At 60.8% G+C, this 23,513-nt stretch carries 20 protein-coding genes and 2 pseudogenes; 13 read left to right on the forward strand and 9 right to left on the reverse strand.

The window, feature by feature from the left end; all coding sequences use genetic code 11:
• The 3 genes and pseudogenes from D1012_RS20990 to D1012_RS21000 all read left to right on the forward strand — a co-directional run.
• A pseudogene (locus D1012_RS20990) lies at window positions 1-111 on the forward strand (IS5/IS1182 family transposase); the annotation flags it as partial.
• Between the two features lie 445 nt (window positions 112-556).
• A complete protein-coding gene (locus D1012_RS20995) occupies window positions 557-3,559 on the forward strand; it encodes a calcium-binding protein (protein WP_118156090.1) in 3,003 nt (1,000 codons plus the stop codon).
• Window positions 3,559-4,959: a calcium-binding protein gene (locus tag D1012_RS21000; RefSeq protein ID WP_118156091.1), complete on the forward strand. Its 1,401-nt coding sequence runs from the start codon at window positions 3,559-3,561 to the stop codon at window positions 4,957-4,959. Before D1012_RS20995 ends, D1012_RS21000 begins: the two co-directional genes overlap by 1 nt.
• Before the next feature lie 43 nt (window positions 4,960-5,002).
• On the opposite strand, the gene D1012_RS21005 is transcribed toward D1012_RS21000, so the two are convergent.
• The gene (locus tag D1012_RS21005) at window positions 5,003-5,395 is read right to left on the reverse strand and encodes a transposase (protein ID WP_267897843.1); all 393 of its coding nucleotides are present in this window, start codon (window positions 5,393-5,395) and stop codon (window positions 5,003-5,005) included.
• 15 nt (window positions 5,396-5,410) lie between these two features.
• Here D1012_RS21005 and D1012_RS21010 point away from each other — a divergent pair.
• The 7 genes and pseudogenes from D1012_RS21010 to modC form a co-directional block, all read left to right on the forward strand.
• Window positions 5,411-5,868 (forward strand): annotated as a pseudogene (locus D1012_RS21010) (transposase); the annotation flags it as partial.
• A gap of 251 nt (window positions 5,869-6,119) precedes the next feature.
• A complete protein-coding gene (locus D1012_RS21015; RefSeq protein ID WP_147335766.1) occupies window positions 6,120-6,392 on the forward strand; it encodes a hypothetical protein in 273 nt (90 codons plus the stop codon).
• Between the two features lie 135 nt (window positions 6,393-6,527).
• Window positions 6,528-7,220 (forward strand): sulfotransferase family protein, encoded by a 693-nt coding sequence (locus D1012_RS21020; protein WP_158569417.1) that lies wholly within the window; start codon window positions 6,528-6,530, stop codon window positions 7,218-7,220.
• A gap of 159 nt (window positions 7,221-7,379) precedes the next feature.
• Window positions 7,380-7,757, forward strand: coding sequence for a winged helix-turn-helix domain-containing protein (locus D1012_RS21025; protein ID WP_118156095.1), 378 nt, complete (start codon window positions 7,380-7,382; stop codon window positions 7,755-7,757).
• A 62-nt stretch (window positions 7,758-7,819) separates the two neighbouring features.
• The gene (modA, locus tag D1012_RS21030) at window positions 7,820-8,611 is read left to right on the forward strand and encodes a molybdate ABC transporter substrate-binding protein (protein WP_118156096.1); all 792 of its coding nucleotides are present in this window, start codon (window positions 7,820-7,822) and stop codon (window positions 8,609-8,611) included.
• Between the two features lie 3 nt (window positions 8,612-8,614).
• Complete coding sequence (gene modB, locus D1012_RS21035) at window positions 8,615-9,283, forward strand: molybdate ABC transporter permease subunit (RefSeq protein WP_118156097.1); 669 nt, start codon at window positions 8,615-8,617, stop codon at window positions 9,281-9,283.
• On the forward strand, window positions 9,280-10,380 hold the full coding sequence (modC, locus tag D1012_RS21040; protein WP_118156098.1) for a molybdenum ABC transporter ATP-binding protein: 1,101 nt from the start codon (window positions 9,280-9,282) through the stop codon (window positions 10,378-10,380). The genes modB and modC overlap by 4 nt, the downstream gene beginning before the upstream one ends.
• A gap of 38 nt (window positions 10,381-10,418) precedes the next feature.
• On the opposite strand, the gene D1012_RS21045 is transcribed toward modC, so the two are convergent.
• The gene (locus tag D1012_RS21045) at window positions 10,419-11,342 is read right to left on the reverse strand and encodes an OmpA family protein (protein WP_118156099.1); all 924 of its coding nucleotides are present in this window, start codon (window positions 11,340-11,342) and stop codon (window positions 10,419-10,421) included.
• Window positions 11,343-11,685: 343 nt separating this feature from the next.
• On the opposite strand from D1012_RS21045, the gene D1012_RS21050 reads away from it, so the two are divergent.
• The 3 genes from D1012_RS21050 to D1012_RS21060 are packed head-to-tail and all read left to right on the forward strand — an operon-like array spanning window position 11,686 to window position 16,810.
• Window positions 11,686-13,401 carry a cation:proton antiporter gene (locus tag D1012_RS21050; RefSeq protein ID WP_118156125.1) on the forward strand — a complete coding sequence of 572 codons (1,716 nt, stop codon included), beginning with the start codon at window positions 11,686-11,688 and terminating at the stop codon, window positions 13,399-13,401.
• A gap of 29 nt (window positions 13,402-13,430) precedes the next feature.
• A complete protein-coding gene (locus D1012_RS21055; protein WP_118156126.1) occupies window positions 13,431-14,201 on the forward strand; it encodes an SDR family NAD(P)-dependent oxidoreductase in 771 nt (256 codons plus the stop codon).
• The gene (locus tag D1012_RS21060) at window positions 14,201-16,810 is read left to right on the forward strand and encodes a cation-transporting P-type ATPase (protein ID WP_118156127.1); all 2,610 of its coding nucleotides are present in this window, start codon (window positions 14,201-14,203) and stop codon (window positions 16,808-16,810) included. Before D1012_RS21055 ends, D1012_RS21060 begins: the two co-directional genes overlap by 1 nt.
• A 29-nt stretch (window positions 16,811-16,839) precedes the next feature.
• On the opposite strand, the gene D1012_RS21065 is transcribed toward D1012_RS21060, so the two are convergent.
• From D1012_RS21065 to D1012_RS21095, 7 genes are all read right to left on the reverse strand, one after another.
• Window positions 16,840-17,853 (reverse strand): Gfo/Idh/MocA family protein, encoded by a 1,014-nt coding sequence (locus tag D1012_RS21065; protein WP_118156100.1) that lies wholly within the window; start codon window positions 17,851-17,853, stop codon window positions 16,840-16,842.
• The gene (locus D1012_RS21070; protein WP_118156128.1) at window positions 17,850-18,737 is read right to left on the reverse strand and encodes a sugar phosphate isomerase/epimerase family protein; all 888 of its coding nucleotides are present in this window, start codon (window positions 18,735-18,737) and stop codon (window positions 17,850-17,852) included. Before D1012_RS21070 ends, D1012_RS21065 begins: the two co-directional genes overlap by 4 nt.
• 10 nt (window positions 18,738-18,747) lie before the next feature.
• A complete protein-coding gene (locus D1012_RS21075) occupies window positions 18,748-19,578 on the reverse strand; it encodes a carbohydrate ABC transporter permease (protein ID WP_118156101.1) in 831 nt (276 codons plus the stop codon).
• On the reverse strand, window positions 19,578-20,477 hold the full coding sequence (locus D1012_RS21080; protein ID WP_118156102.1) for a carbohydrate ABC transporter permease: 900 nt from the start codon (window positions 20,475-20,477) through the stop codon (window positions 19,578-19,580). Before D1012_RS21080 ends, D1012_RS21075 begins: the two co-directional genes overlap by 1 nt.
• 75 nt (window positions 20,478-20,552) lie before the next feature.
• Window positions 20,553-21,779, reverse strand: coding sequence for an ABC transporter substrate-binding protein (locus D1012_RS21085; protein WP_118156103.1), 1,227 nt, complete (start codon window positions 21,777-21,779; stop codon window positions 20,553-20,555).
• A complete protein-coding gene (locus D1012_RS21090; RefSeq protein ID WP_118156104.1) occupies window positions 21,776-22,753 on the reverse strand; it encodes an alpha/beta hydrolase in 978 nt (325 codons plus the stop codon). The genes D1012_RS21085 and D1012_RS21090 overlap by 4 nt, the downstream gene beginning before the upstream one ends.
• Entirely contained in the window at window positions 22,750-23,445 is a 696-nt protein-coding gene (locus D1012_RS21095; RefSeq protein ID WP_118156105.1) for a GntR family transcriptional regulator, read from the reverse strand. Before D1012_RS21095 ends, D1012_RS21090 begins: the two co-directional genes overlap by 4 nt.
• Window positions 23,446-23,513 lie beyond the last annotated feature (68 nt).

Genomic DNA, 23,513 nt, shown 5'->3' on the forward strand with positions numbered 1-23,513 from the left:
ATGTTTGGAAAACTCAAGGACTGGAGGCGCATTCACACACGATACGACCGCTGCGCCCACACCTTCATGTCCGCAATCGCCATAGCCGCCATCGTCATCTTCTGGATATGATCAATGAGTCCTGAGCCTAGGTCGATACACTTGTTTACCGTCGCCATCTTGCGGGAAATTGTGCGCAATTCTAAGCAATCACACGTGAGGTTTCGTTAGGGCCAGGCGTCGATCAGTGGGTGGGGCGGCTCGGCGATGATGAATTGCGTGAATCTATATTCGCCGATACTGCAAACCAGGAAGGCTAAAATTTATTTCTTAACAAAGTGGCTACCATAGGTCGTGTCTCTGCTGGTAGCCAATTTGATGTAGCGCATTGAATTTGAAGAATTAATATTTTTCCAAATCTTGTGGTAGGATATTTTCTATCGCATTTTACACAACTAAAATGAACTTGTTAATATTAGTATCAAAAATCTGAAGACAAAGGACCTCTTTGTGGTCGGCAGCAATCCGGCATTAATTCAAAACTGGCAACAGTTTCCCATCTACGTATGGGATTGCTATGTACCGCACAGATTGGGAAGGGCTTAGAGTAAGTAGCGAGATTTCCCGTGATCTTCATGGGGGAAATTTTGTGGCCACCGCGAACTCAATCTCGCCCGGTGATTCTTCTGCAGCAGTCATAGATACTCTTTCCTTTTCGTCGATCCGCTTTCCAGGAGGCGATGTCACTGAACGTTATCTTTCTCCTACAGAGCCAACTTGGCTTGAATGGATATCGTCTGAGCAAGCAACCATCTCTTTGCCCAACGGTCGTCAATTTGCGTCGCTCCAGTCGTTTATCAATCATGCAAGTGATCAGAACCTGCAAATTAGCATAGTTCTTCCTACCGAAGGACTTCTGATCAGGAACCCGGACGGCACGGTTTCTGTAGATCAGGAAGCACTTGATCAAGTAGTAGAGTTTGCATGTGATCTGGTATCCGGCAGGTATGGGGATATTACCATACGGCAGTTTGAGATCGGAAACGAATACTACATGAACGGAAGGATGTCCGGCGCCGAATATGGTTTGGTAGCAAACGAAATGGTAGAATCTTTAGGACGAGCGCTTGATGAAATCGGAGATAGTCGTCCGCATGGGCTGTTTAACGAACCAGATATTCTGGTACAGGCGGGGCCTCCGTGGAGGGGGTCAGACAACGAAACAATAATAAACTCTTTAAGCCCAGAAGCGAGAGAATACGTCGACGGCGTCATAATCCACTGGTACCCAAGGAACCTTGCCGGGATTGATAATCTTAATAACAATTTTGAAACTATAGACGCATGGCAGGCAGCTGACGGCTTCATCGATCTTGATTTGCATGTCACGGAATGGAATATCTTCAATAGTCCTGCCGCTGACACGGGATTCTATCAAGCGTCTACTCTGCTTGAAAGCTACGAGCGCCTAGCAATTCAAGAGATATCTTCGGCGGACATCTGGGGAACTTCGTTTCCTAGACTACTCACACGGTTGGCAGTACCCGGGGAAGCCAGTTTGGATGATCCAGGGTTTCGACTCACGCCCGCGGGTGAGGTAGTTAGATCTTTGTTCGCGACAACTGCGGACTTACACGTACTCGAATTGAGCATCGATCACATTGTTAATGCCAATTTTGACTTGGGCGAGGAAAATATTGACTATACATTAGCTTCATTTGGAGATGCTAATCGAGCTGTAGTGTATATTTCATCACGCTCAGATGAGGCGCTCCGGTTGGAGCTCGATATAGATAAGTTTTTTGGTGATGCACATCATGTTGTTGTGCAGACTTTTGAGCTTCATGATGATCCAACAACGTCTGTAAACGAAGCATCTCCCGGACACGCACCATATGCTCAGGTTGTGACGCGTACTTACACAAGAGATGAACTCGCTGAGCTTTTAGTGGAGCTTGGCCCTGGAGAAATAGCTCGAATTGAGTATATAATGGGAGAGGTTGGTGTCCATATAGAAGGTCAGATTGGCTCCCCTGTTCCGGGAATCTCATATGCCGACACATTGGTTGGCACGACTTTTTCTGACACCCTCCTTGGCTACCAAGGTGATGACTTACTTTATGGTGGAGGGGGTAGAGACATCCTTGATGGTGGATCAGGTAATGATCATATATATGGCGGAGGCGGCCATGATCTAATTATGGGCGATAGCGGCGATGATATACTAAGCGGTGCTTCTGGTTCGGACGTCATTCTGGGAGGAACTGGAAATGATAAATTGCAGGGCGGCAACCACGCTGATCTTTTGTTTGGTGGCGAAGGAAACAACACACTGCGAGGGGAAAGTGGTGATGACACCCTTATTGCAACGGGCGACGACGATGTTCTGTATGGGGGGGAGGGAGGAGACACCTTTTCTATTTCAACGGCGGGCAACTCTGTCATTGAAGATTGGTCGCATGAAGATGAAGACTTGATATCATTTCAGGGCCAATATGAGAGTCCCGATCATGTTCGTGAAAGAATGGTCGAGGTTCATTACAGTGACAACCGTCCAGGTGATCTCATTATTGAGCATGACGGAGGCACATCCACCACAATTCGCGGTGCAGCCGGACAGCAGGATGCGGTTATCGATCGGTTGTTTGATCATCAACCTTTAGCGCTTAATACCCTTGCTCAGGCCAATCTATTGACCATAATGACACCTGCTCAAGTGAGGTCAGTCACCGAAGCAATGGGGACAGAAGAGTACGATGCTTATAGATCAGCCATAGATCCAACGCTACTGGCTCAGAACCTGGATGGAGAGCGGCTGTCGAGCTTCCTTAACGGGATGGACGGTATTGAAGCTCAAGAGTTCATTCGTGATATTCCAGAGTCAGATCGTCATGAGCTTTTGTCTGAAATGGAAGGTCTTGAGCTAAACTCGTTTTTGAGCAATCTTGGTTATGATCAGATGGTAGCCCTGCTCTCAAGCATTAGCAATTCTCACTTGGTCGGACTTTCGCACTCATTCGATGATAATACTACTCGTCACATCAATGACCTGATGGCCAGGTTCTTCTCGGATTTGGAGAGTTTGAACGATCATCCAGAGGACAGCGCCCTCGATGACCTGTCTTGGCTGCAAGGACTGCAATCTTCGCCAGGTAGTCCGCCTCTGCAAACAACAGATGATGAAGAACTTGAGCGCGAAGAGCCAAACGCTCCGGAAGCCCCATCCGGAGAAACAAGCGCCGGATGCTTCGTTGCGACGGCTGTATATGCGGATCCAAATCACCCGGACGTTTGGCTCCTCCGATGGTACCGTGACGAAGTCTTGAGGAGTTGTACCTTGGGTCGCCTCTTCATAGCTGTATACTGGGTTGTAGGGCCCAGAATCGCTGAGACAGTTTCTAAATACGCGTTTCTTGTAAATCTGTTCTTGTCGATTATTCGCTTTATCGTGTTGCTAATATGCAGAGCTTACAGTCGCAAACCTGGAAAACAGTTTGACCACATAGATTATCCAGACAGTCGGTATATTACGATAGGGGTGGTGGCAAAAGAAATGGCAAAAAGACGGGAGGAACGGTGATGGCGCTTGGGATGCTCATAATGGGAGGTCTATTTCTTTCGGCGCTACTTATAAACTTCAGTCAAGAACCTGATGAAGAATCTTCTGACCATACAGATGAAGACAGTGGCGATTCTGATGATGATTTGGCTGACTATCTGCCAGACTCTGAAAGTGGCGGCACTGAGGAGCTTGAAGAAGGTGAGCAGGCCCCAGATGTAGATGAGACAGCACCCGACTTATATCTAGACGGAAATACCCTAACAATTGTTATTCCTGAAAATGGATCATCTAGAGTTGACGTTACCCAAAGTGGGAGCTCGGTGGAAGAACTTCGGATTGAAAGTGATCGTGAATCTGTTCAGCTGTCTTGGGGACAGGACGATGATGGTGCATGGATATCTATTTCGTCGGGTGAAGGTCAGCTTGATTTAGATTTTCCTGGGTTTGACTCACCGCCTTTGGATAGCTTCACGATCACTGGCTGCAGCACAACGGGTGAATTATTTGAAGTGATGCCATATGATTATATCACGGATCAAGAATCTGCGACATTTCTGTTTGGTTCACATGATCTATCTGCCCGTGACGTCGATCCTAACTCGTTTTTAATTGGTGGAGCAGACCACGATACGATAATTTCACGCGGCGACGGAGCTCATGCTGAGGTTTCTTTTGAGCGAGGTATCTTGCAGACGTCAGGTCCTTGGACAGGACAGATTTTTGGGGAGGCGGGAAACGATACTATTGTGGCAAATGAGGGCAACTTTCTGATCTATGGGGCGGCGGGTAATGACTGGATCGAATTGAAGGGAAGTTCTGCCGTAGTGTTTGGTGGCATGGGCAATGACACATTGTCCTCAGAAACCCACGCAAGTTTTTTATCTGGAGATGATGGAAATGACGAGTTGCGTGGAGGTGGGGGGCACGATACGTTGATTGGCGGGGCAGGGCGCGACACACTGTTTGGAGGAGGTGGAAACGATCTTCTCGATGGGCACGGACTTTGGATTACTGAACCAGCGGAGCGGGTTGCGTCCCTTTCCAGTATGCTTGAAAGTAGTCCAAACCTAGTTTACGGTGGAGATGGGGCCGATACGATAATTGCCACTGCTGGTGACATGATATACGGTGGTGACGGAGCGGATAGTATTGTTGTTTACATTCTGCCAGGCGAGCAGCCTGTTGATTTGAGGGATTTTGATGCTTCGGACACGTTGGTAGTCGATGTCATTTTGCGCGATCCATTTAATGACGACGAAATGCAGGAGCAGATTTCATTCCAGAATTCCGAGGGAACAGTGAAGCTTTTGTTCCACGGTGATGCGATTGTTGTACTCCCAGCTGAGAGCGTGACAGGCAACAGTAGCATTCTGGTGCGTTTCTCTGCGGTCGGGCCAGACGGAGAGTACCTAGGTTGATTTTCAGTTATTGGTTTAATAGGTGAGTTAGCAACTGTATCTGTCAGGGCCTTGAGGCGGTCCATTTTTGACGGTTCTTGCATAGCGCGTTCGCGATAGTGACCAACTTTCTGGCGACCGCGGTGATGATGACCTTGTGCGGTTTTCCGGCCTTGCGGAGGCGGTCTGCGAAGGATTTCTGGCTCGGGTTGTGATGTGCTGCGACCAATGCCGCTTGGAACATCACGTGCCGCAGGGCGCGACGACCACCGGCAATGGCCCGTTTTCCGCGAAGGGTTCCGCTGTCGTGCGCAACCGGGGCCAATCCAGTGAGTGCGGCAGCTTCCTCGCCGGTGATGGTGCCGATCTCGGGCATTTCTGCGACCAGCATTGAACTCGCAACCGGGCTGACGTTGCCCCCTGCACCTAATCCAGTTTGAGGTAGACTCTGGCCCAACCGAAAGGACCAGAGATGAAGCGCAGCAGGTTCACCGAAGACCAGATCATCGGCATTTTGAAATAGCACGAGGCAGGGGTTTCCGTCGCCGATCTGTGCCGCAAGCACGGCGTCAGCGATGCGACCGTCTATAAATGGAAGGCCAAGTATGGCGGCATGGACGTCAGCGAGGCGAAACGACTGAAAGGCATTGAGGACGAGAACGCCCGTCTGAAACGGCTTCTTGCTGATGCCATGCTCGACAATGCCGCGCTGAAAGACCTTCTGGGAAAAAAGTGGTGACGCCCGCCGCGAAGCGGCAAGCGGTCGCGCATCTGGTGGCAGGCCACGGGATGAGCGAGCGGCGGGCGTGCCGGGTGATCAGCTGTTGCCGGATGACCATGCGCTATGAAGTGGTCCGCCAGGATGACCCTGTGTTGCGGGCACGATTGAAAGAACTGGCTAAAGCCCGGCGCCGGTTCGGCTATCGGCGGACGGCCGCGTATCGCGCAGCTCGTGACGCCGCACTTTTCGCGCCCATGTACCGGCGAGGCAGCTTCTCGGTCGTTCTGTCGTTGGACGACGCACTTGGGCCGGACTACCTGCGACTCGTCGAAGGGGTAAGACGCGCGGATGGACGCATTGTGGACGTCGATTTCGAGGGCGGATTGCTGCTGGCCATATTTCGATTGTAGCCAAGTGGTGCCCCCGTTCTTGTCACCATGTATCCTATCGGGAGGTGAAATTGGTCAGTTTGGAAAGTTGGAAAGAGACCATGTTCCTTCTCTGCGGATCTGAAACCTATGATCCCGACAGCTTGAAAGAAGGACTTGTAGAGAATTCAATCGAAGCCCGCGGCTTTCAAAATCGCTTTGAGGCAATCTTGAGGGATCGACCTCTGGGCGCACAGGAGTATGAGCGTGACATCGGGTTTCATTTCGATACGGGCGAAAAGCTATATCGTTACCTTGCCGCGATGCACGCCTTCTTGTTCGAGAGCGGCCCATTTCCTTTGTGAACGGGAACCATGTCGCTCAGTTTTCGTCTGAGAAGGTTCGACCGGAGTCGCGTTTCCTCCGCCACTTGCACGCTTGTTATGCTTGCCCTGTCAGGCAATCATGGGGTCAAATGGCGGCCACGTGGAGAATGTCGGATGAGAGTCTACGATCCCGACCAGCCGATTGTCTTCATCCATGTGCCAAAGACGGCTGGGTTATCGGTCAGAGAGGTTTTCGACGGGTGGTTCGGCGACGGCCTGATCCGGCATTATTTCAATGAAGTGCAGGGTGGTCGGCCAGAGCGCGAGTCGCGGTTCGATCTCCACAGCCGCGAACACCCGGTCTGTGTCTATGGTCACTTCAACCGTCTGCGGGGATTTGGTGTGACGGACAATTACCCGGACGCGTCACAGTTTGTCACCATCTTGCGCGACCCGTTCGAGATGGCCTGTTCGAACTACCGGTTTCTGCGCAAGGTCTCGGCCAAATGGAAGGACCAGTCGCGCGTGCCGAAAGGGGGGCTTGCCGAATATCTTATGGAAACCGCGCCGAACATGTTGAACCACTTTCCGGATGTGGTCACCGAGCTGAACTTTCGTGAGATGATCGAGACCCGTTTCGTGGCGATTGGCCTGACCGAGCGGCTGAACGACTCTCTGAGCCACATTGCGTCCATTCTGGGTTTTCCTTACGAGCCGACCCGGCTTGGCAGGCTCAATACGACCGAACCAGAGCAAGGCACCAGCGATCTGGATGCGTTGCGCGCGCAGTACCGTGCCCGTCACCCGCTGGAGTTCGAGCTGTACGATTATGTGCGTCAAAGGGCCGAGACGCTCCTGCCAAGCTGATCCCGAGGTCGGATGAGATGCGTCGTTGTCATGGCGGGGCACCCTGCGCGCGATCCGCATTGCTCTGCCCGAAGCTGCGCCATCCTTCTCTCGCTCTTTCCGGGCTCATCCCTTGTTGCAGGGCTTGAAGGCTGGCCGGTTTCCCGCAATTCTGGCGGGATGACATCACACAGCGATCATGCCACTGACCTGCGCCTGCGCATCCGCATTCATTTCGGCGACCAGATGATGGGGCCGGGCAAGGCCGAACTGCTGGAACGGATCGCGCGCACCGGCTCGATCGCGGCGGCGGGGCGCGAGATGGGCATGAGCTACAAGCGGGCCTGGATGCTGATCGAGACGCTGAACGCGATGTTCCGCGCGCCGGTGGTGGACAGCACGCGCGGCGGGCCGGGCGGCGGTGGCGCGGTGCTGACCCAGACCGGGCAGCAGGTGCTGACACTGTATCGCGCGTTTGAAGCAGAGGCGGTCAAGGCCGGTCTGCCGCATTTGACGGCGTTGCAGGCCATGTGTGTCGATATTCCCGACGGAAAATAACGCTTGCCTGCCAGCTGGGCTTGCTGCGATATGGTTTGCGAAACATATCTCATGGGGGTCTGATGCCCGTCAACTTTGTCCGCCGGTCTCTTGTCGGGATTGTCGCAAGCTTGGTCATAGCCGCCGCCGCTCCTGCCCGCGCACAGGAGGAGGCCCCGGTGGTGGCCGTTGCCTCCAGCATGCAGTTCGCGATGGCCGAGATCAGCGACGCCTTTACCAGCGAAACCGGCCGGACAGTGCGGCTGTCCTTCGGGTCATCGGGGAATTTCAACCGTCAGATTCGCGAAGGCGCCCCGTTCGAGGTGTTTATCGCTGCGGATGAAACCAATGTGCTGAGCTTGCACCGCGACGGATTTGCCGCTGATGCGGGGCAGGTCTATGCGGTTGGCCGGCTGGTGCTGGTGGTTCCGCAGGGATCGACGCTTGCCCCGGACGGCACGCTTGACGCCTTGGAGACGGCACTGGCAAACGGCGCGATCCGCCGCTTTGCCATCGCCAGCCCCGAACACGCGCCCTACGGCATGCGCGCGCAAGAAGCGCTGACCCATCGCGGGTTGTGGGGCGATCTGCAACCCTTTCTGGTGATCGGGGAAAACATCACCCAGGCCGCGCAATTCGCGCTATCCGGTAATGCCGAAGGGGGCATCACGGCCTATTCTCTGGTGCTGTCTGCGGATATGAAAGATCTGGGACGCTGGGATCTGATCCCGCAGGATTGGCACCAGCCGCTGAGTCAAAGGATGGTTCTGCTGAAGAACGCGGGCGAAACGGCACAGGCTTTTTATGCGTTCATGGCGACGGACCGGGCCGGTGCGATCATGGCGCGCTACGGCTTCACCCTGCCGCAGGAGTAAGACGTGGATTGGAAAGCCCTGTTCCTGTCGCTTGAACTCGCCGCCTGGACGGTGGCGATCCTGTTGCCGGTGTCGGTGCTGATGGGGCGGTTTCTGGCGGTCCGGTCGTTTCGCGGCAAGGGGCTGGTGGAGGCGCTGGTGATGCTGCCGCTGGTGCTGCCGCCGACGGTGTTCGGCTTTTACATGCTGCTGGCCTTTGGCCGCAATGCACCGCTGGGCGCGCTCTGGCAGCAGATGTTCGGCCATCAGCTGGTGTTCAGCTTTGAGGGGCTGGTGCTGGCCTCGGTCATCTTCAACCTGCCGTTTGCGATCCAGCCCGCGCAGCGCGGGTTCGAGGCGATTCCGGTCGCGCTGCGCGAGGCGGCCAGCTGCTGCGGAATGTCGCCCTGGCGGGCGCTGTGGCGGGTGGAGCTGCCGCTGGCCTGGCCGGGGTTGATGACCGCGATGGTGCTGACCTTTGCCCATACTCTGGGCGAATTCGGCATCGTGCTGATGGTCGGCGGCTCGATCCCCGGCGAGACCAAAACCATCGCGATTGCGATCTATGACCGGGTGCAGGCGTTTGACGACCGGGGGGCCGGGATCATGGCGGCGACGCTGGTGGCGATCAGTCTGGCCACCATCACCCTGACCTATGCGCTGTCGGCGCGGGTCGGGCGGCGGCTGTCATGACGCTGTCGGTCTCGATCCGGGCCGATGCGCCGATCCCGCTGGATCTGGCCTTTGACGTGGCCCCGGGTGAGCTCATGGCGCTGGTCGGCCCCTCCGGCTCGGGCAAGACCACGATCCTGCGCAGCATCGCGGGGCTGTGGACGCCCACAACCGCGCGCGTCAGCGCCGGGGGCGGGGTCTGGCTGGACACGCAGGCGCGGGTGAACCTGCCGCCGCATCGCCGCAAAGTCGGCATCGTGTTTCAAAGCTACGCGCTGTTTCCGCATATGACGGCGGCTCAGAACGTCATGGCCGCCATGCCAATTGCCGACCGGGATGAGGCCGAGCGCCTGCTGGCTCTGGTCAACCTGCACGACCTGTCCGACCGCAAACCGGCGCAATTGTCGGGCGGGCAGCAACAGCGGGTGGCCGTGGCCCGCGCGCTGGCGCGCAGGCCCGATGTGCTGCTGCTGGACGAGCCGTTTTCGGCCGTAGACCGCGCCACCCGCGAAAAGCTGCATGCCGGGATCATCGCCCTGCGCGCGCATCTGAACATGCCGGTGGTGCTGGTCACCCATGACATGAACGAGGCGCAGCTGCTGGCCGACCGGATGCTGGTGATCGACAGGGGCCGCAGCCTGCGCGGCGGCACCACCGCGCAGGTGATGGCCGACCCCGAGGCGCTGCGCGCCATGGGCATCCGCGAGGTGGCCGCCCTGCTGCCCGCCGTCATCTCCGGCCCGGAAGAGGACGGCTTGACCCGGCTTGATACCGCCACCGGCCCGCTGTTCCTGCCCGGCGTGCAGGGCGCGCCCGGAACCCGGCTGCGGGTACGGATCATGGCGCATGAGGTGATCCTGTCGCGCGCGCGGCCTGTCGGCCTGTCGGCACAGAACATCGTGCCCGCCACCATCACCGCGCTGGTGTCGGGCGAGGGGCCGGGCCTCATGGTGCATCTGGCGGTCGGAGACACCGAGATCCTCGCCCGCATCACCCGCCGCGCGGCGGCAGAGATGGCGCTGGCCCCCGGCGATACGGTTCATGCCGTGCTCAAGGCGATGTCGGTCGCGCGCGACCACATCCTCGCCGCGCCGCCCCAGGACAGCGCGGCGCGCTGACTGCACCAGATTTGCGCACTCCGCTGACCGTACACGCCTTATCGCAGCACGATTTCCACCCGGCGGTTCAGCGCGCGGCCTGCATCGGTCGCGTTGCTGGCAACCGGGGCCAAGGGCCCCACGCCCGCAGGCACCGCGCGCCCCGCCTCCACCGCGTGCCGCGATTCAAGCGCCGCGACAACTGCCCCGGCGCGTGCGCGTGACAGGGTGATATTGGCCTCAAACCCGCCGATGCTGTCGGTGTGGCCCACAACATAGACCCCGATTTCCGCCCGGTCCGACAGCAGCCGCGCAATCTCGGCAAGTGCTGCATCAGAGTCCGGCAGCAATTCGGCCTTGCCGAAGTCGAAATAGATGTTTTCCACCGTGATCCGGCCCTGCTGCTCCAGCGACGAGGCCATCGCTTCGGCATCCAGCACCCGGACCTGTCCGGTTTCCATATCGGTGGTCTGCAGCACCTGCACATAATGGTTGGCCCGCTCCACCCCGACCGAGACAAAGACTGTGCCGCCCTCATAAGGCATCTGGCCGGTAACATACTCGATATCCCGCCCGATCCCCAGATTCATGCCGTTGCGCGACACCCACCCCCCGTCAGCAGCGTTGCCGCACAGCGTGCGCGCGCTGCAATGCCAGTCCACCGTCAGACCACGCGCCTCCAGCGCCTGTCGGTAATTGGTCATGATTTCCAGCGCCGAGCGGTCTTTCGGGTTTCGGAACCGCATCAGCAGCACCCGGCCTTCGAACGGTTCTGCCAGTACCTTGCCATCGTCAAACCCGACAATCCGCGCGCTGCGGCCAAATTCCTGCGTCAGCCGCTCGCGGTCACGCTCCACCGATCCGGCATAGGGCTCGATCGCCAGCGTCAAAGCCCCCGGCAAAGGCTCCTGCGCGGCAAGCGGCAAGGTCAGCGCCCCAAAAAACGCTGACAAAGCAAAAACGCGGGTTCTGCATCCTGTCATCGTGCTGTCCTCCTGTCTTCCGGCATCCGGAACGGGCAGGCCGGTCTGCTTGACTTTGGGTCAGTCAGGCGGCGGGATCAAGCTTTTCAGGCATCTGCCGCGCAGGAATTGATGCAGGTCATGTCCCGGCATGCGCCACCCGCTACACTGCTTCCGACCCGTAGCAAAGAGACAGCCCGATGCAACCAGAGCCGATCCGGACCCCTCTGCCCGATAGCGTACAGCCACGTGGCTTGCGCCACCAATGCGGGCGGATCGCAATTGCGGGTCTGGAGTTGTCTGTGCAATGCCCGCAGACTGCCCTCTGTGCGCCACAGGGCGCGGAGCCGCGAAAGAGACCATGATGCTGACAGCCACACCCTTTGCCGAAATCGCCATTCTGCTGGTCATGGCGGCCGCAATCGGTCTGCTCGGCACCTTGCTGCGTCAACCGCTGATTGTCAGCTTCATTGCTGTGGGTCTGATCGCAGGCCCCTCGGCGCTGGATCTGGTGCAGTCGGATCAGGAAATCGACCTGCTGTCAGAACTGGGCATCGCGGTGCTGTTGTTTCTGGTCGGCATCAAGCTGGACGTAAAGCTGATCCGCTCGCTGGGTGCGGTGTCGGTGGTGACCGGGTTGGGGCAGGTCGCGTTTACTGCGTTCTTTGGCTATCTGATCGGTCTTGCGCTTGGTCTGGACCATATCACCAGCCTGTATGTCGCGGTGGCGCTGACGTTTTCCTCGACCATCATCATCGTGAAGCTGCTGTCGGACAAGCGCGAGATTGACGCGCTGCATGGCCAGATCGCGCTGGGCTTTCTGATCGTGCAGGATCTGGTGGTGGTGCTGGCGATGATCGTGCTGTCGGCCATCGGCATCGGCGCGGCGGATGCCGGACATGGCGGCGGTTCGGTACTGACGGTGCTGGCGGCGGGCGTGGCGATGGTGGCGGCGGTGGTGCTGTTCGTGCGCTACATTGCCAACCCGCTTACTGAACGGCTGGCGCGCGCACCCGAACTGCTGGTGATCTTTGCCATAGCGCTGGCTGCCATTTTTGCCGCTGTCGGCGATGCGGTCGGCCTTGGCAAAGAGGTGGGCGGGCTGATGGCCGGTGTGGCGCTGGCCTCGACCGCCTATCGTGAGACGATTGCGGCCCGGCTGGCCCCTTTGCGCGACTTTCTGTTGCTGTTCTTTTTCATCGCGCTGGGCTCCACCCTCGATCTGTCGCTGCTGGGCAGTCATGTCACCGGGGCGGTGATCTTTTCGCTGTTCGTGCTGATCGGCAACCCGTTGATCGTGCTCGCCATCATGGGGGCCATGGGCTACCGCAAGCGTACCGGGTTTCTGGCGGGGCTGACCGTGGCGCAGATCAGTGAGTTTTCGCTGATCTTTGTCGCCATGGGCGTCAGCCTTGGCCATGTCGCCGACGATGCGCTGGGCCTTGTCACCATGGTCGGTCTCGTCACCATTGCGGCCTCGACCTACATGATCACCTGGTCGCACCATCTGTATGCCCTGTTCGAGCCGGTCCTCGGCGTCTTTGAGCGCAAGGGCACCCCGCGCGAGCCGTCCGAGGCCGGGTCGCATAAAGCGCACCATTTCAAGATCGTGCTCTTTGGCCTTGGCCGTTTTGGCACTGCCATCGGCCTGCGCCTGAAAAAGCGTGGCATCCCGGTGCTGGGCGTCGATTTCAACCCGCAGGCGGTGAAGCGATGGCGCGAACTGGGGCTGGAGGCGGAATTCGGTGACGCGACCGATCCCGAATTCGTGGCCGAACTGCCGCTGCGCGGGGCGGAATGGGTGGTCTCATCCGTGCCGGTCCATCCCACCGGCCTGAGCCATGAAGATGCGCGCCTGACCCTGATCCAGCTGGTCCGGGCGGCAGGGTTTTCCGGCCAGGTCGCCGCCGCCTCGCATGGCACCGCCGAGACCGAGCTTTTGTTCAGCGCCGGGGCCGACACCGTGCTGGAGCCGTTTCAGGATGCCGCCGACCGGGCGGTCGAGCTGCTCTGCGGCGCGCGCGCGCAGGACCGAACTGATATTCCCGAAATCTCGACCGAAGGCCGCATGACCGGCTGAGGACCATACCAAAACCAATGGAGGATCAGATGAACCGTACCGCAAACAAGACCGCCATCATCACCGGAGGGGCCGTCGGCATCGGCCGCGCCTGCGCCATCCGTCTGGCACAAGAGGGGGCCCGCGTCGCCATCTTTGACATGCTGGCGGCTGAAGGAGAGGCGCTGGCGGCAGAGCTGACCGCGCACGGGCATCAGGCCGCGTTCTGGCAGGTCGATGTGACAGATGAGGCGGCGCTGGAAACCGCCATCGACGCCGCCGCCGCCCGCTTTGGCGGGGTGCAGATCATGGTCAACAACGCGGGCATCTCGGGCAGTCCCAAACCCACCGATCAGGTGACCGAGGCCGAATGGGACAAGGTGCAAGCCGTGAACGTCAAAGGCGTGTTCTTTGGCACCAAACACGCCATCCCGCATCTGCGCGCGGCCGGGGGCGGGTCCATCATCAACCTGTCCTCGATTGCCGGGCTGATCGGGGTCGGCAATCTGGCACCCTATCACGCCTCCAAAGGCGCGGTGCGGCTGATGACCAAGAACGATGCCATCACCTATGCGCCGGAAAAGATCCGGGTGAACTCGATCCACCCCGGCTATATCTGGACCCCGATGGTCGAAAACCACCTGCGCAATACCTCCCCGGATCTGGAGGCCGCCAAGGCCGCCGCCGGGTCGGTGCATCCGATTGGCCATATGGGGGAGCCCGACGACATCGCCTGGGCCGTGGTCTGGCTGGCCTCGGATGAGGCGAAATTTGTCACCGGGGCGGAAATTGCCATCGACGGGGGCTATACGGCGCGATGATGCAGGTTACAGACCCGCATGCCCGCCCCGCAGCTGACTGCCTGACCGCGCTGGACACCACCGAGGCTGGCCTGACATCGGCCGAGGCCGCGCAGCGGCTGACCACCCATGGCCCCAACCGCCTGCCCGAAGCGCATGCGCGCGGCCCGCTCCTGCGCTTTGCCGCGCAGTTCCACAATGTGCTGATCTATGTGCTGCTGGCCGCCGCCGTCGTTACCGGGGCTTTGCAGCATTGGGTGGATACCGGCGTAATCCTCGCCGTGGTGCTGGCCAATGCGATCATCGGCTTTGTTCAGGAGGGCAAGGCCGAAACCGCAATGGCGGCGATCCGCAACATGCTGGCCCCGCGCGCCACCGTGCTGCGCGACGGGCAGCGGACAACGGTAGAGGGCGTGGCGCTGGTCCCCGGCGACATCGTGCTGCTGGAGGCGGGCGACAAGGTGCCCGCTGACCTGCGGGTGCTGCATGCGCACGGCCTTGCCGCGCAAGAGGCGATCCTGACCGGCGAATCCGTGCCGGTCGAAAAAGCAGCAAGCCGTGTCGCACAGACTGCCCCTCTGGGTGACCGCCATTCGATGCTGTGGTCGGGCACCCTGGTCACCATCGGCACCGCACGCGGGCTGGTGGTGGCGACCGGCCCTGCGACTGAGATCGGGCGCATCGGCGGGCTGCTGGCGGGGGTCGAACAGCTGACCACCCCACTCGTCGCGCAGATGGATCATTTCGCACGCTGGCTGTCCTTGCTGATCGTGCTGGCGGCGGGGCTGCTGCTGGCCTGGGGCACTTTTGTCGGCCATCAGGATTTTGGCGATCTGTTCATGACCGTGGTGGCCATCGCCGTCGCCGCCATCCCCGAGGGCCTGCCCGCCGTGATGACCATCACGCTCGCCATCGGGGTGCAGGCGATGGCGCGCAGGAATGCCATCGTGCGCCGTCTGCCCGCGATCGAGGCCATCGGATCGGTCTCGGTGATCTGCACCGACAAGACAGGCACGTTGACCCGCAACGAGATGGTGGTGGCGGCGGTCGAGACGTCCGAGGGCAGCTATGCGGTGACGGGTGAGGGCTATGCGCCACAGGGTCAGATCAGCCCGGCGGGCGATCTGACCCGCATCGCCGCTGCGGCGGCGCTGTGCAATGACGCGGCGCTGGTGGAAAAATCCGGGAGCTGGGCGGTCGAGGGCGACCCGATGGAGGGGGCGCTGCTCGCCTTTGCCGGAAAGGTCAGCCCGCGCAGGGCGGCGGACCGGCTGGATGCGATCCCGTTTGACAGCCGCCACCGCTTCATGGCCACGCTGACCGAAGGGGCAGGCGGGCGGATCACGCATGTCAAAGGCGCACCGGAACGGGTGCTGCGCATGTGCCGCGACATCGACCAGACCCATTGGCAGCACAAGGCCGACACCATGGCCCGGCGCGGCTTGCGGGTGCTGGCACTGGCCGAACGGGCGGAAGCGGGCGCACAGATCCCGCGTGACAGCCTTGAGGGCAGTCTCACCTTCCTCGGCCTCGTCGGTCTGATCGACCCGCCCCGGCCCGAAGCGATTGCGGCGGTGGCCGAATGCCGCGCCGCTGGCATCCGCGTCAAGATGATCACCGGCGATCATGCGGGCACGGCGGCTGCCATCGCGGCGCAGATCGGGTTGCAGAACACCGACCGCGTGCTGACCGGGACGGATCTGGACAAGCTCGATGATGCCCAGCTGGCGCTGGAGGTGGCCTCGGTCGATGTCTTTGCTCGCACCAGCCCCGAAGACAAGCTGCGCCTTGTCACCGCGCTGCAGGCCAACGGCCTGTCGGTCGCGATGACCGGCGACGGGGTGAACGACGCCCCCGCCCTCAAACGTGCCGATGCAGGCATCGCGATGGGGCTGAAGGGGTCTGAGGCCGCCAAGGAAGCCGCCGATCTGGTGCTGGCCGATGACAACTTTGCCAGCATCGCGGCGGCGGTGCGTGAAGGGCGCACGGTCTATGACAACCTGAAAAAGGTGATCAGCTGGACCCTGCCGACCAACGCAGGGGAATCCCTTGTGATCGTTGTCGCGCTGGTCGCGGGCATGGCCTTGCCGGTGACTGCGGTGCAGATCCTGTGGATCAACCTGATCACCGGCATCACCCTTGGCATCGCGCTGGCCTTCGAGCCGACCGAGGCCGGCACCATGGCCCGCCCGCCCCGCAAGCGCGATGCGCCGGTGCTGTCCGGGGCGCTGGTCTGGTATGTGATCTTTGTCAGCGGCCTGTTTATCGTGGCAATTTTCGGCATGTTCAGTTATGCGCTGTCGCGCGGCTACCCGCTGGCTCTGGCGCAGACCATTGCGATGAATACGCTGGTGGTGCTGGAAATTTTCAACCTGTTCTTTGTGCGCAACATGCACGGCACTTCGCTGACATGGGCGGCTGTGCGGGGGACAAAAATGATCTGGAGCGTGGTGCTGACCATCACCGCCGCACAATTCATGGTCACTTATGTGCCGCTGTTCCAGAGCATCCTCGGCACACAGGCGGTGTCGCTGACCGACGGCCTTTTGATCGTCGGCGTAGGGGCCGCGTTCTTTGCGATTGTCGAGATCGAAAAGCAGATCCGGCTGGGTTTGCAAACGCGCGGGTAAAAAGGGGGGGGCTGACCGCCCCCCCCGCCTCAGGCCTGCGCCTCCAGCAGTGCAATCATCCGGTCGAGGGTCGCCATCGCCGTCACGCCATCGGCAATCGTCGGAGCGGCCGATGGCGCGCCCGACAAGCCCGCCGCCACATCGGCCAGAAGGGCGGCATAGCCCTTGTGGTCCTCATTCGCGGCGGCGGTGAAATTCGGGGTCCAGCACAGCGTGTCGCAGGCCCCGTCCAGCGTTGCCGCCGGATCATCGGCCTTGAACGGCGGGTCGCGGTGCCAGGCCACGTTGATCACATTCGACACCTCGACCCGGTTATGATCGCCCATCACCGTGATCTGCTCCATCGGCGTGCCGCGCGATTGCAGCGTGCCCATCACCACATTGCCGATGGCCCCGTTTTCGCAGGCAAAGCCCATGTGGAACAGCACCCGCCCCTTGGCCGGGCTGATCCGCCGCACGGTGATATCGGCCAGCGGGCTGCCCGCCAGCCAGGGCATCAGATCCATGTAATGCACGCAATGGTGCAGATAGAAGCCGGAGTAATCCTCCTCCCCGGCGAAATAGGTCGGCGCGGTCATATAGCTGCCAGTGATCCCCAGCACCGGGCCAAAGTCGCCGCCGCGCAGGATGTTGGCGGCGATCCGGTTGCCGGTGGAATAGCGCTTCATGAAGCCGACATAGACCGGCTTTCCGGCGGCTTGCGATGCGCGCTGCAACTCCAGCGCCTGTGCGTGATTGGCGGCGGGAGGTTTTTCCATGAACACCGGAATGCCCCGTGCCAAAGCCGCCAGCGTGGCGGCGTGGTGCACCTGTGGCCCGACCGCCATGAAGACGGCATCCAGCCCCGGCTGTTCCAGCATCTGTTGCCAGTCAGAATAGGTCTGCGTCACGCCATATTGCGCCGCCGTCTCGGCCAGCGCCTCGGCGTCGCGGTCGCACAGCGCCGCGAGGCGGAACCCGGCCTTTGCCATCTGCGGCAACAGCATCCAGCGGGCATGGCGGCCACAGCCGATCCAGCCGATGTTCAGGAGCTTTTCGGTCATTGCGCATACTCCGCGAAATCCAGCGCCGCACGGATCAGCGCGTGGCCTGCCTTCAGTTTCGCCGTCTCATCCTCGGCGGGTGCGCGCCACTGCGCGATGGGCAGGGCCAGCCGCTGGTCATCGCGGCGGAACGGCTCCAGCGACACCGGGCCGGTATAGCCGACCTGCGACAGCGCGCGCATGATCGCGGGCCAGTCCATGTTGCCGGTGCCGGGAAAGCCGCGGTGGTTTTCATTGGCCTGAAAATGCATGGTGCGATGTCCCGCCAGCCGGATGGCATCGGGGATCGACTGATCCTCCATGTTCATGTGGAAGGTGTCCAGCATCAGGCCAAGGCCCGCGTCATTCACCGCGTCGACCAGCGCAATCCCCTGCCGGGTGGTGTTGAGCATGTCGGTTTCAAACCGGTTCAGCGGCTCCACCGCAAACACCTTGCCCGCCGCGCGGGCCTGCGGGGCCAGACGCGACAGCCCGTCGATCATCCGGTCGGCGCGCGCCTTCATTTCATCGCTGGTGCGGGGCAGGGGCGGCCTGCCGGCAAACACCATTGGCTCGCCATAGAGCGGCCCGCCGATGATCGTGGCGCCAAGGCCATCAGCCACCTCGATACAGCGGGCGAGGTAGTCCAGCCCCCCCTGCCGCGCGCCCGCATCGTCGGACGCGATGGAGCGCTGGGTATTCACCCGCGCCGCCAGCACCACCGACAGCCCCGCGTCGTCAAGCGCGCGCCGCGCGGTGGCCAGATCCAGCCCATCCTCGGGTTCCGGCACCAACAGCTCGATAAAGTCAAACCCCAGCGCGCGGATCTGCGCGAACAGCCCCAGATGCGCGCCGGTAAACGGGCGCACGAATTGCATCGAAATGATGCCCACCTGATTTTTCACCATAGTCTCCTTATCCTTTGACCGCGCCTTGGGTCATCCCGGCGATCAGACGTTTCTGCACGAACAGGAACAGCAGCGTGGCCGGCATCGCGCCGACAATGCCGCCTGCGGTCAGCAGGCCCCATTCGATCTGGTATTCCCCGATCAGCGTCTGGATCGCGACGGTGATCGGCTTGACGCTGCGCCCGCCCAGGGTCAGCGCATAAAGGTATTCGTTCCAGGCGGTGATGAAGATATAGACGCCGGTGGCGATGATGCCGGGCGTACACAGCGGCAGAACCACCCGGAACAGCGCCCCAAACCGGGTGCAGCCATCGGTCATCGCCGCCTCGTCCAGCGAGCGGGGGATGTTGTCGATATAGCTGGTCATCATCCAGACCGAGAACGGGATCGCCACGGTGGAATTGGCAATGATCAGCGCAAGGTAGGTATCAACGAGACCAAGGCTGCGCATCAGAATGAACAGCGGCAGGATCAGCAGTACCAGCGGGAACATGTTGATCAGCAGGAACTGCAGCATCAGCAGCCGCCGCCCGCGAAAGCGAAAGCGCGAGAAGGCGTAAGCCGCGGGCACCGCCAACCCAAGGCCGACAATCATCGTGCCACCCGCCACCACGAAACTGTCAAACAGGTTGCGGCCAAAGCCCACTGTACCGAACAGCCGGACATAGTTTTCCAGCGTCGCCCCGGCAATCGACGGCCCTTCGGTGAACAGTCGCGATTTTTCGGTAATCGAGGTCAGCGCCATCCACAGATAGGGCGACAGCGTGAAACACAGGATCAGGATCACCGGCAGATCAATGGTCAGGATGCGCCTGACAACAGAGCGATTGCGTACCATTATCCGATATTCCTTCCCGCGCGGCGCAGGTACAGGATGACAAAGCCCAGCAGCACCAGCGTAAAGCTGACCGCAAGGGCAGAGCCGTAGCCGTAATCAAGGCCGGTGCGTGCGTTGATGAAGGCGTAGAGCGGCAGGGTATAGGTCGAATACCCCGGCCCGCCGCCGGTCATGACAAAGATCACGTCGATGGAATTCGCGACCCAGATGATCCGCAGCAGAGTGGCGGTCATCAGCACCCCGGCCAGACCCGGCAGGGTGATGTGCCAGAACTGGCGAAAGCTGGATGCGCCGTCAATCGCCGCCGCCTCGTAATAGCTTTTCGGAATGCCCTGCAACCCGGCCAGGATCATCACCGCAAAGAACGGAAACCCCTGCCATGTCAGCGTCAGGATGATGGCATAGAGCGCGGTATCGGGGTTCGCCAGCCACGGGATCGACGTGGTGATCAGGTTCATCCGCAAGAGAAGATCGTTCAACACCCCGTAATTGCTGTCATAAATCCACACCCACATCAGCGCGATCACGACTGATGGCAGCGCCCATGGAATGATGACCAGCGCCCGGGCCAGACCGCGCCACGGAAACTCCTGATTGAGCAGCAGCGCCGTCGCCAGCCCCAGCAGCATCTGCGCGGGCACGGTGATGACGATCCACAGCACGGTATGGCGCAACGAGATCCAGAACACCGGATCGGCAAGCGCGGTCTGGAAATTCTTGAACCAGACGAAATCAAACACCCTCGGGCGGAACAGCACGTAGTCGTGCAGGCTCATCCAGACGGCCTGAATCATTGGCAGGAACACGATGGCAAGCGTCACCAGAACGGCGGGCGACAGCATCGCATAGGGCAGCACACGGCGCGACAGCGGCACCGGCGGGGCGGAAAGTGCGGACATGGGATTGCCTTGCAGCTAAAGGGGGGGCAGGCCGGGGAGGTGCGGCCTGCCCAAGGCTCGCTCAGGGGGCAGGCGTCACTTGTTGTAGAGCGAGTCGATCTCGGCGTTCATCGCCTCGGCGCTGATCTCACCGATCAGGGCGCGCTGCATGGCCACCGGCCAGACGGTATTGGCGAAATCTGCCGTTTCGCTGACATTCGGCAGCAGGGTGGCAAAGGGCAGCGAATTGACCGTCGCCTCGACAAACCGCGCCGCGTGCAGATCCCAGTTGGCGCTGTCGGTCTTGGTCACCGGCAATTGCCCGGTGGCCACGTTAAAGGCCGCGTTGTTTTCCGGGCTGGACAGGAAGCTGATCCACTTCCACGCCGCATCCTTATCTTGCGCCGAGGAGAAGATCGCGGTGCTTTCGTCGCCGAACGAGGTCCAGCGCCCGCCGCCGCATTCCGGCACCGGCACGGCCGACACCTTGTCGCCCAGCGTGGCGACCATATCGGCGGACGATCCGATGTGGTGGATGGTCATCGCCGTCGTGCCATTCTTGAACGCGCCGATGATTTCCTGAAAGCCGTCATTCGGGGCCGATGGCGGGAACACCTTGTCGGTGCGGAACAGATCGACCACGAACTGCGTGCCCTCGACCCCGGCGGCGCTGGTCAGCTCACCCGGGCCGAAGCCCACGCCTTCGCGCGACAGCACCAGACTGGCCCAATGGTCATGCCCGCCCTTGCCACCGCGAAAGCCAAAGCCATAGACATCTGTTTGCCCGTCGCCATTGGTGTCCCGCGTCAGCGCAAGGGCGGCATCGCGGAACTGCTCACAGGTTTCCGGCGGGGTCAGGCCCAGTTCGGCAAACATGTCGGTGCGGTAATAAAGGTACAGCACCACATATTGCACCGGCAGATAGTAATGCCCGCCATCCGCCGCCGCCGTCAGGTTCAAAAGGTTGTCCTGAATCTCTGCCGTGCCCTCCCAGGCGTCCAGCCGCGCATCGAGCGGTTCCAGCGCCTCCATCTCCAGCAGACGGGGCAGGGCGTTCAGCTTGACCAGCGCCGCATCAGGCGCGGTGCCAGCGGCGAGTGAGGTATAAAGCTGGTCGTAATAGCTGTTCCACGGAATATTCTCGGCATTGATCGTGATGCCGGGATTCTCCGCCTCGAACTTGGCGACCAGATCCGACATCGGGTTGTCGGCATTGTCAAAGTGATACCAGAAATTCACGGTCTGCGCGCTGGCCGTTCCGGCAAGCAGGGTGCTTGCCATCAGCGCTGCCGCGACCCTGCGGGTCAATCGGGTGGTGATCATGTGTCTCTCTCCCTTGTTGCAGTCTTTCGCGGCGGCTGGCTGGTCAGGCTGCGAAACGCCTCCCCCGCATCTGCCAGCGCCCGCCGCGCCTCCTCCAGTTCAAGGCTCATCTGCATGAAACCGTGAACAACTCCGCCATGCAGGCGAAACCTGTCGGCCCGGCCAAGTGCCATCAGCCGCGCATACAGCCGCTCGGTATCCGACCGCAGCGGGTCGATCTCGGCGGCGTTGAGATACAAGGGCGGCAGCGCGCGCAGCGCGGCATCACTCGCCTGCAGCGGGGCCACGCGCGGATCGTCGCGCTGGTCCTGCGGCGCATACCAGTCGAAATAGCGCTGCATCTTGGCCCGACTCAGGCCCGGCCCTTCGGCAAATTCGGTATAGGATGCCGTGTTGAAATCCGCGCCATAGACCCCGTAGAACAGCAGCGCACAATCGGCGGGCGGGGCTTTGGCGTCCAGCAGCACCGCCAGCGCGATGTTCGCCCCGGCACTGTCGCCCGAAATCGCCCAAGGCCCGCCCAAACCCTCAAACGGTGCCGCACCCGTGCGCAACGCCGCCCAGATCGCGGCGGCATCCTCCAGCCCGGCGGGAAACGGGTGCTCGGGGGCCAGCCGGTAATCGGCACTGACCACCACCGCACCCGTCTTGTGGGCCAGAATCCGCACCGCACGGTCATGGGTGTCGCGGTCGCAAAACGCCCAGCCGCCGCCGTGCAGATACAGGATCGTGCCGCGCACCGCGCCGGATGGCACCACAATCCGGCAGGGCAGGTGGCCATCCGGCCCCGCGACCACCACCTCATCCACCCGCGCCATCTCCGGCAGTTCCCGGTTCCAGCGCGCATTGCCCCGCGCCGCCTGAGCGCGCCCCTCAGCCGCAGGCAGCAGCGTCGGATCGGGCAGGCCCGCATCCTCCTGCGCCAGCCGCGCCAGAATCGTGGCCATCTGTGCCGATGGCTGACCCCGGTTCATGCGCTGGCTCCCAGCACGCTGGGCCCGAAATCGACAATCGTGGTGATGTGATGCGACAGCGCTTCGACCGCCGCCCCGGCATCGCCCGCCGCCACCGCGTCGATGATCACCTGATGCCGGTTCGCGGTTTCCAAAAGGTCACGCTGTTGATCGGGATGCAAGATCTTGAACCGATGCGCATGGATCAGACAGCGCGCCAGCACCGGCTGCACCGGCGGCAGATCGGCCTGCTCGAACAACCCGGCATGAAACGCGCGGTCATGCACCGACAGCAGGTATTCATCCCCCGCCGCCGCCGCCTCTTGCATCGCGGCCAGATGGTGGCGCAGATCGTCGACCAGTGCCATCCCCCGCCGCGCCATCGCCCGGCGCACGCCCCGGCATTCGATGTCATGGCGCAGGCGGATCAGCTCTTCGGCATCCTCGGCCCGGCAATCGGCAATCACCGTGCCGCGATGCGCCATCCGGTGCACCAGCCCCTCTTCCTGCAACAAAAGCAGGGCCTCACGGATCGTCCCCTGACTAACCTCGAACCGGTTCGCCAGCTCCAGCTCCAAGAGCGCGGAACGTGGGGCCAGCATGCCCAGCACGATTTCGCGTTGCAGGCTGCGATAGATCACATGACTGCGGCGCGAGGCAAAGGCGCGCACGGTGGGCTGGGGCAGGCTTTGGGAAAAAGTCTCGGCAGCCATCTCGACTCACTTGATCTACGTTATCATTATCAATATTGATAATAGCAAGATTTTGGGCTGACAAGCCC

This window comes from Pseudotabrizicola alkalilacus (assembly GCF_003443995.1).
In the GTDB taxonomy this organism is placed as follows: domain Bacteria; phylum Pseudomonadota; class Alphaproteobacteria; order Rhodobacterales; family Rhodobacteraceae; genus Pseudotabrizicola; species Pseudotabrizicola alkalilacus.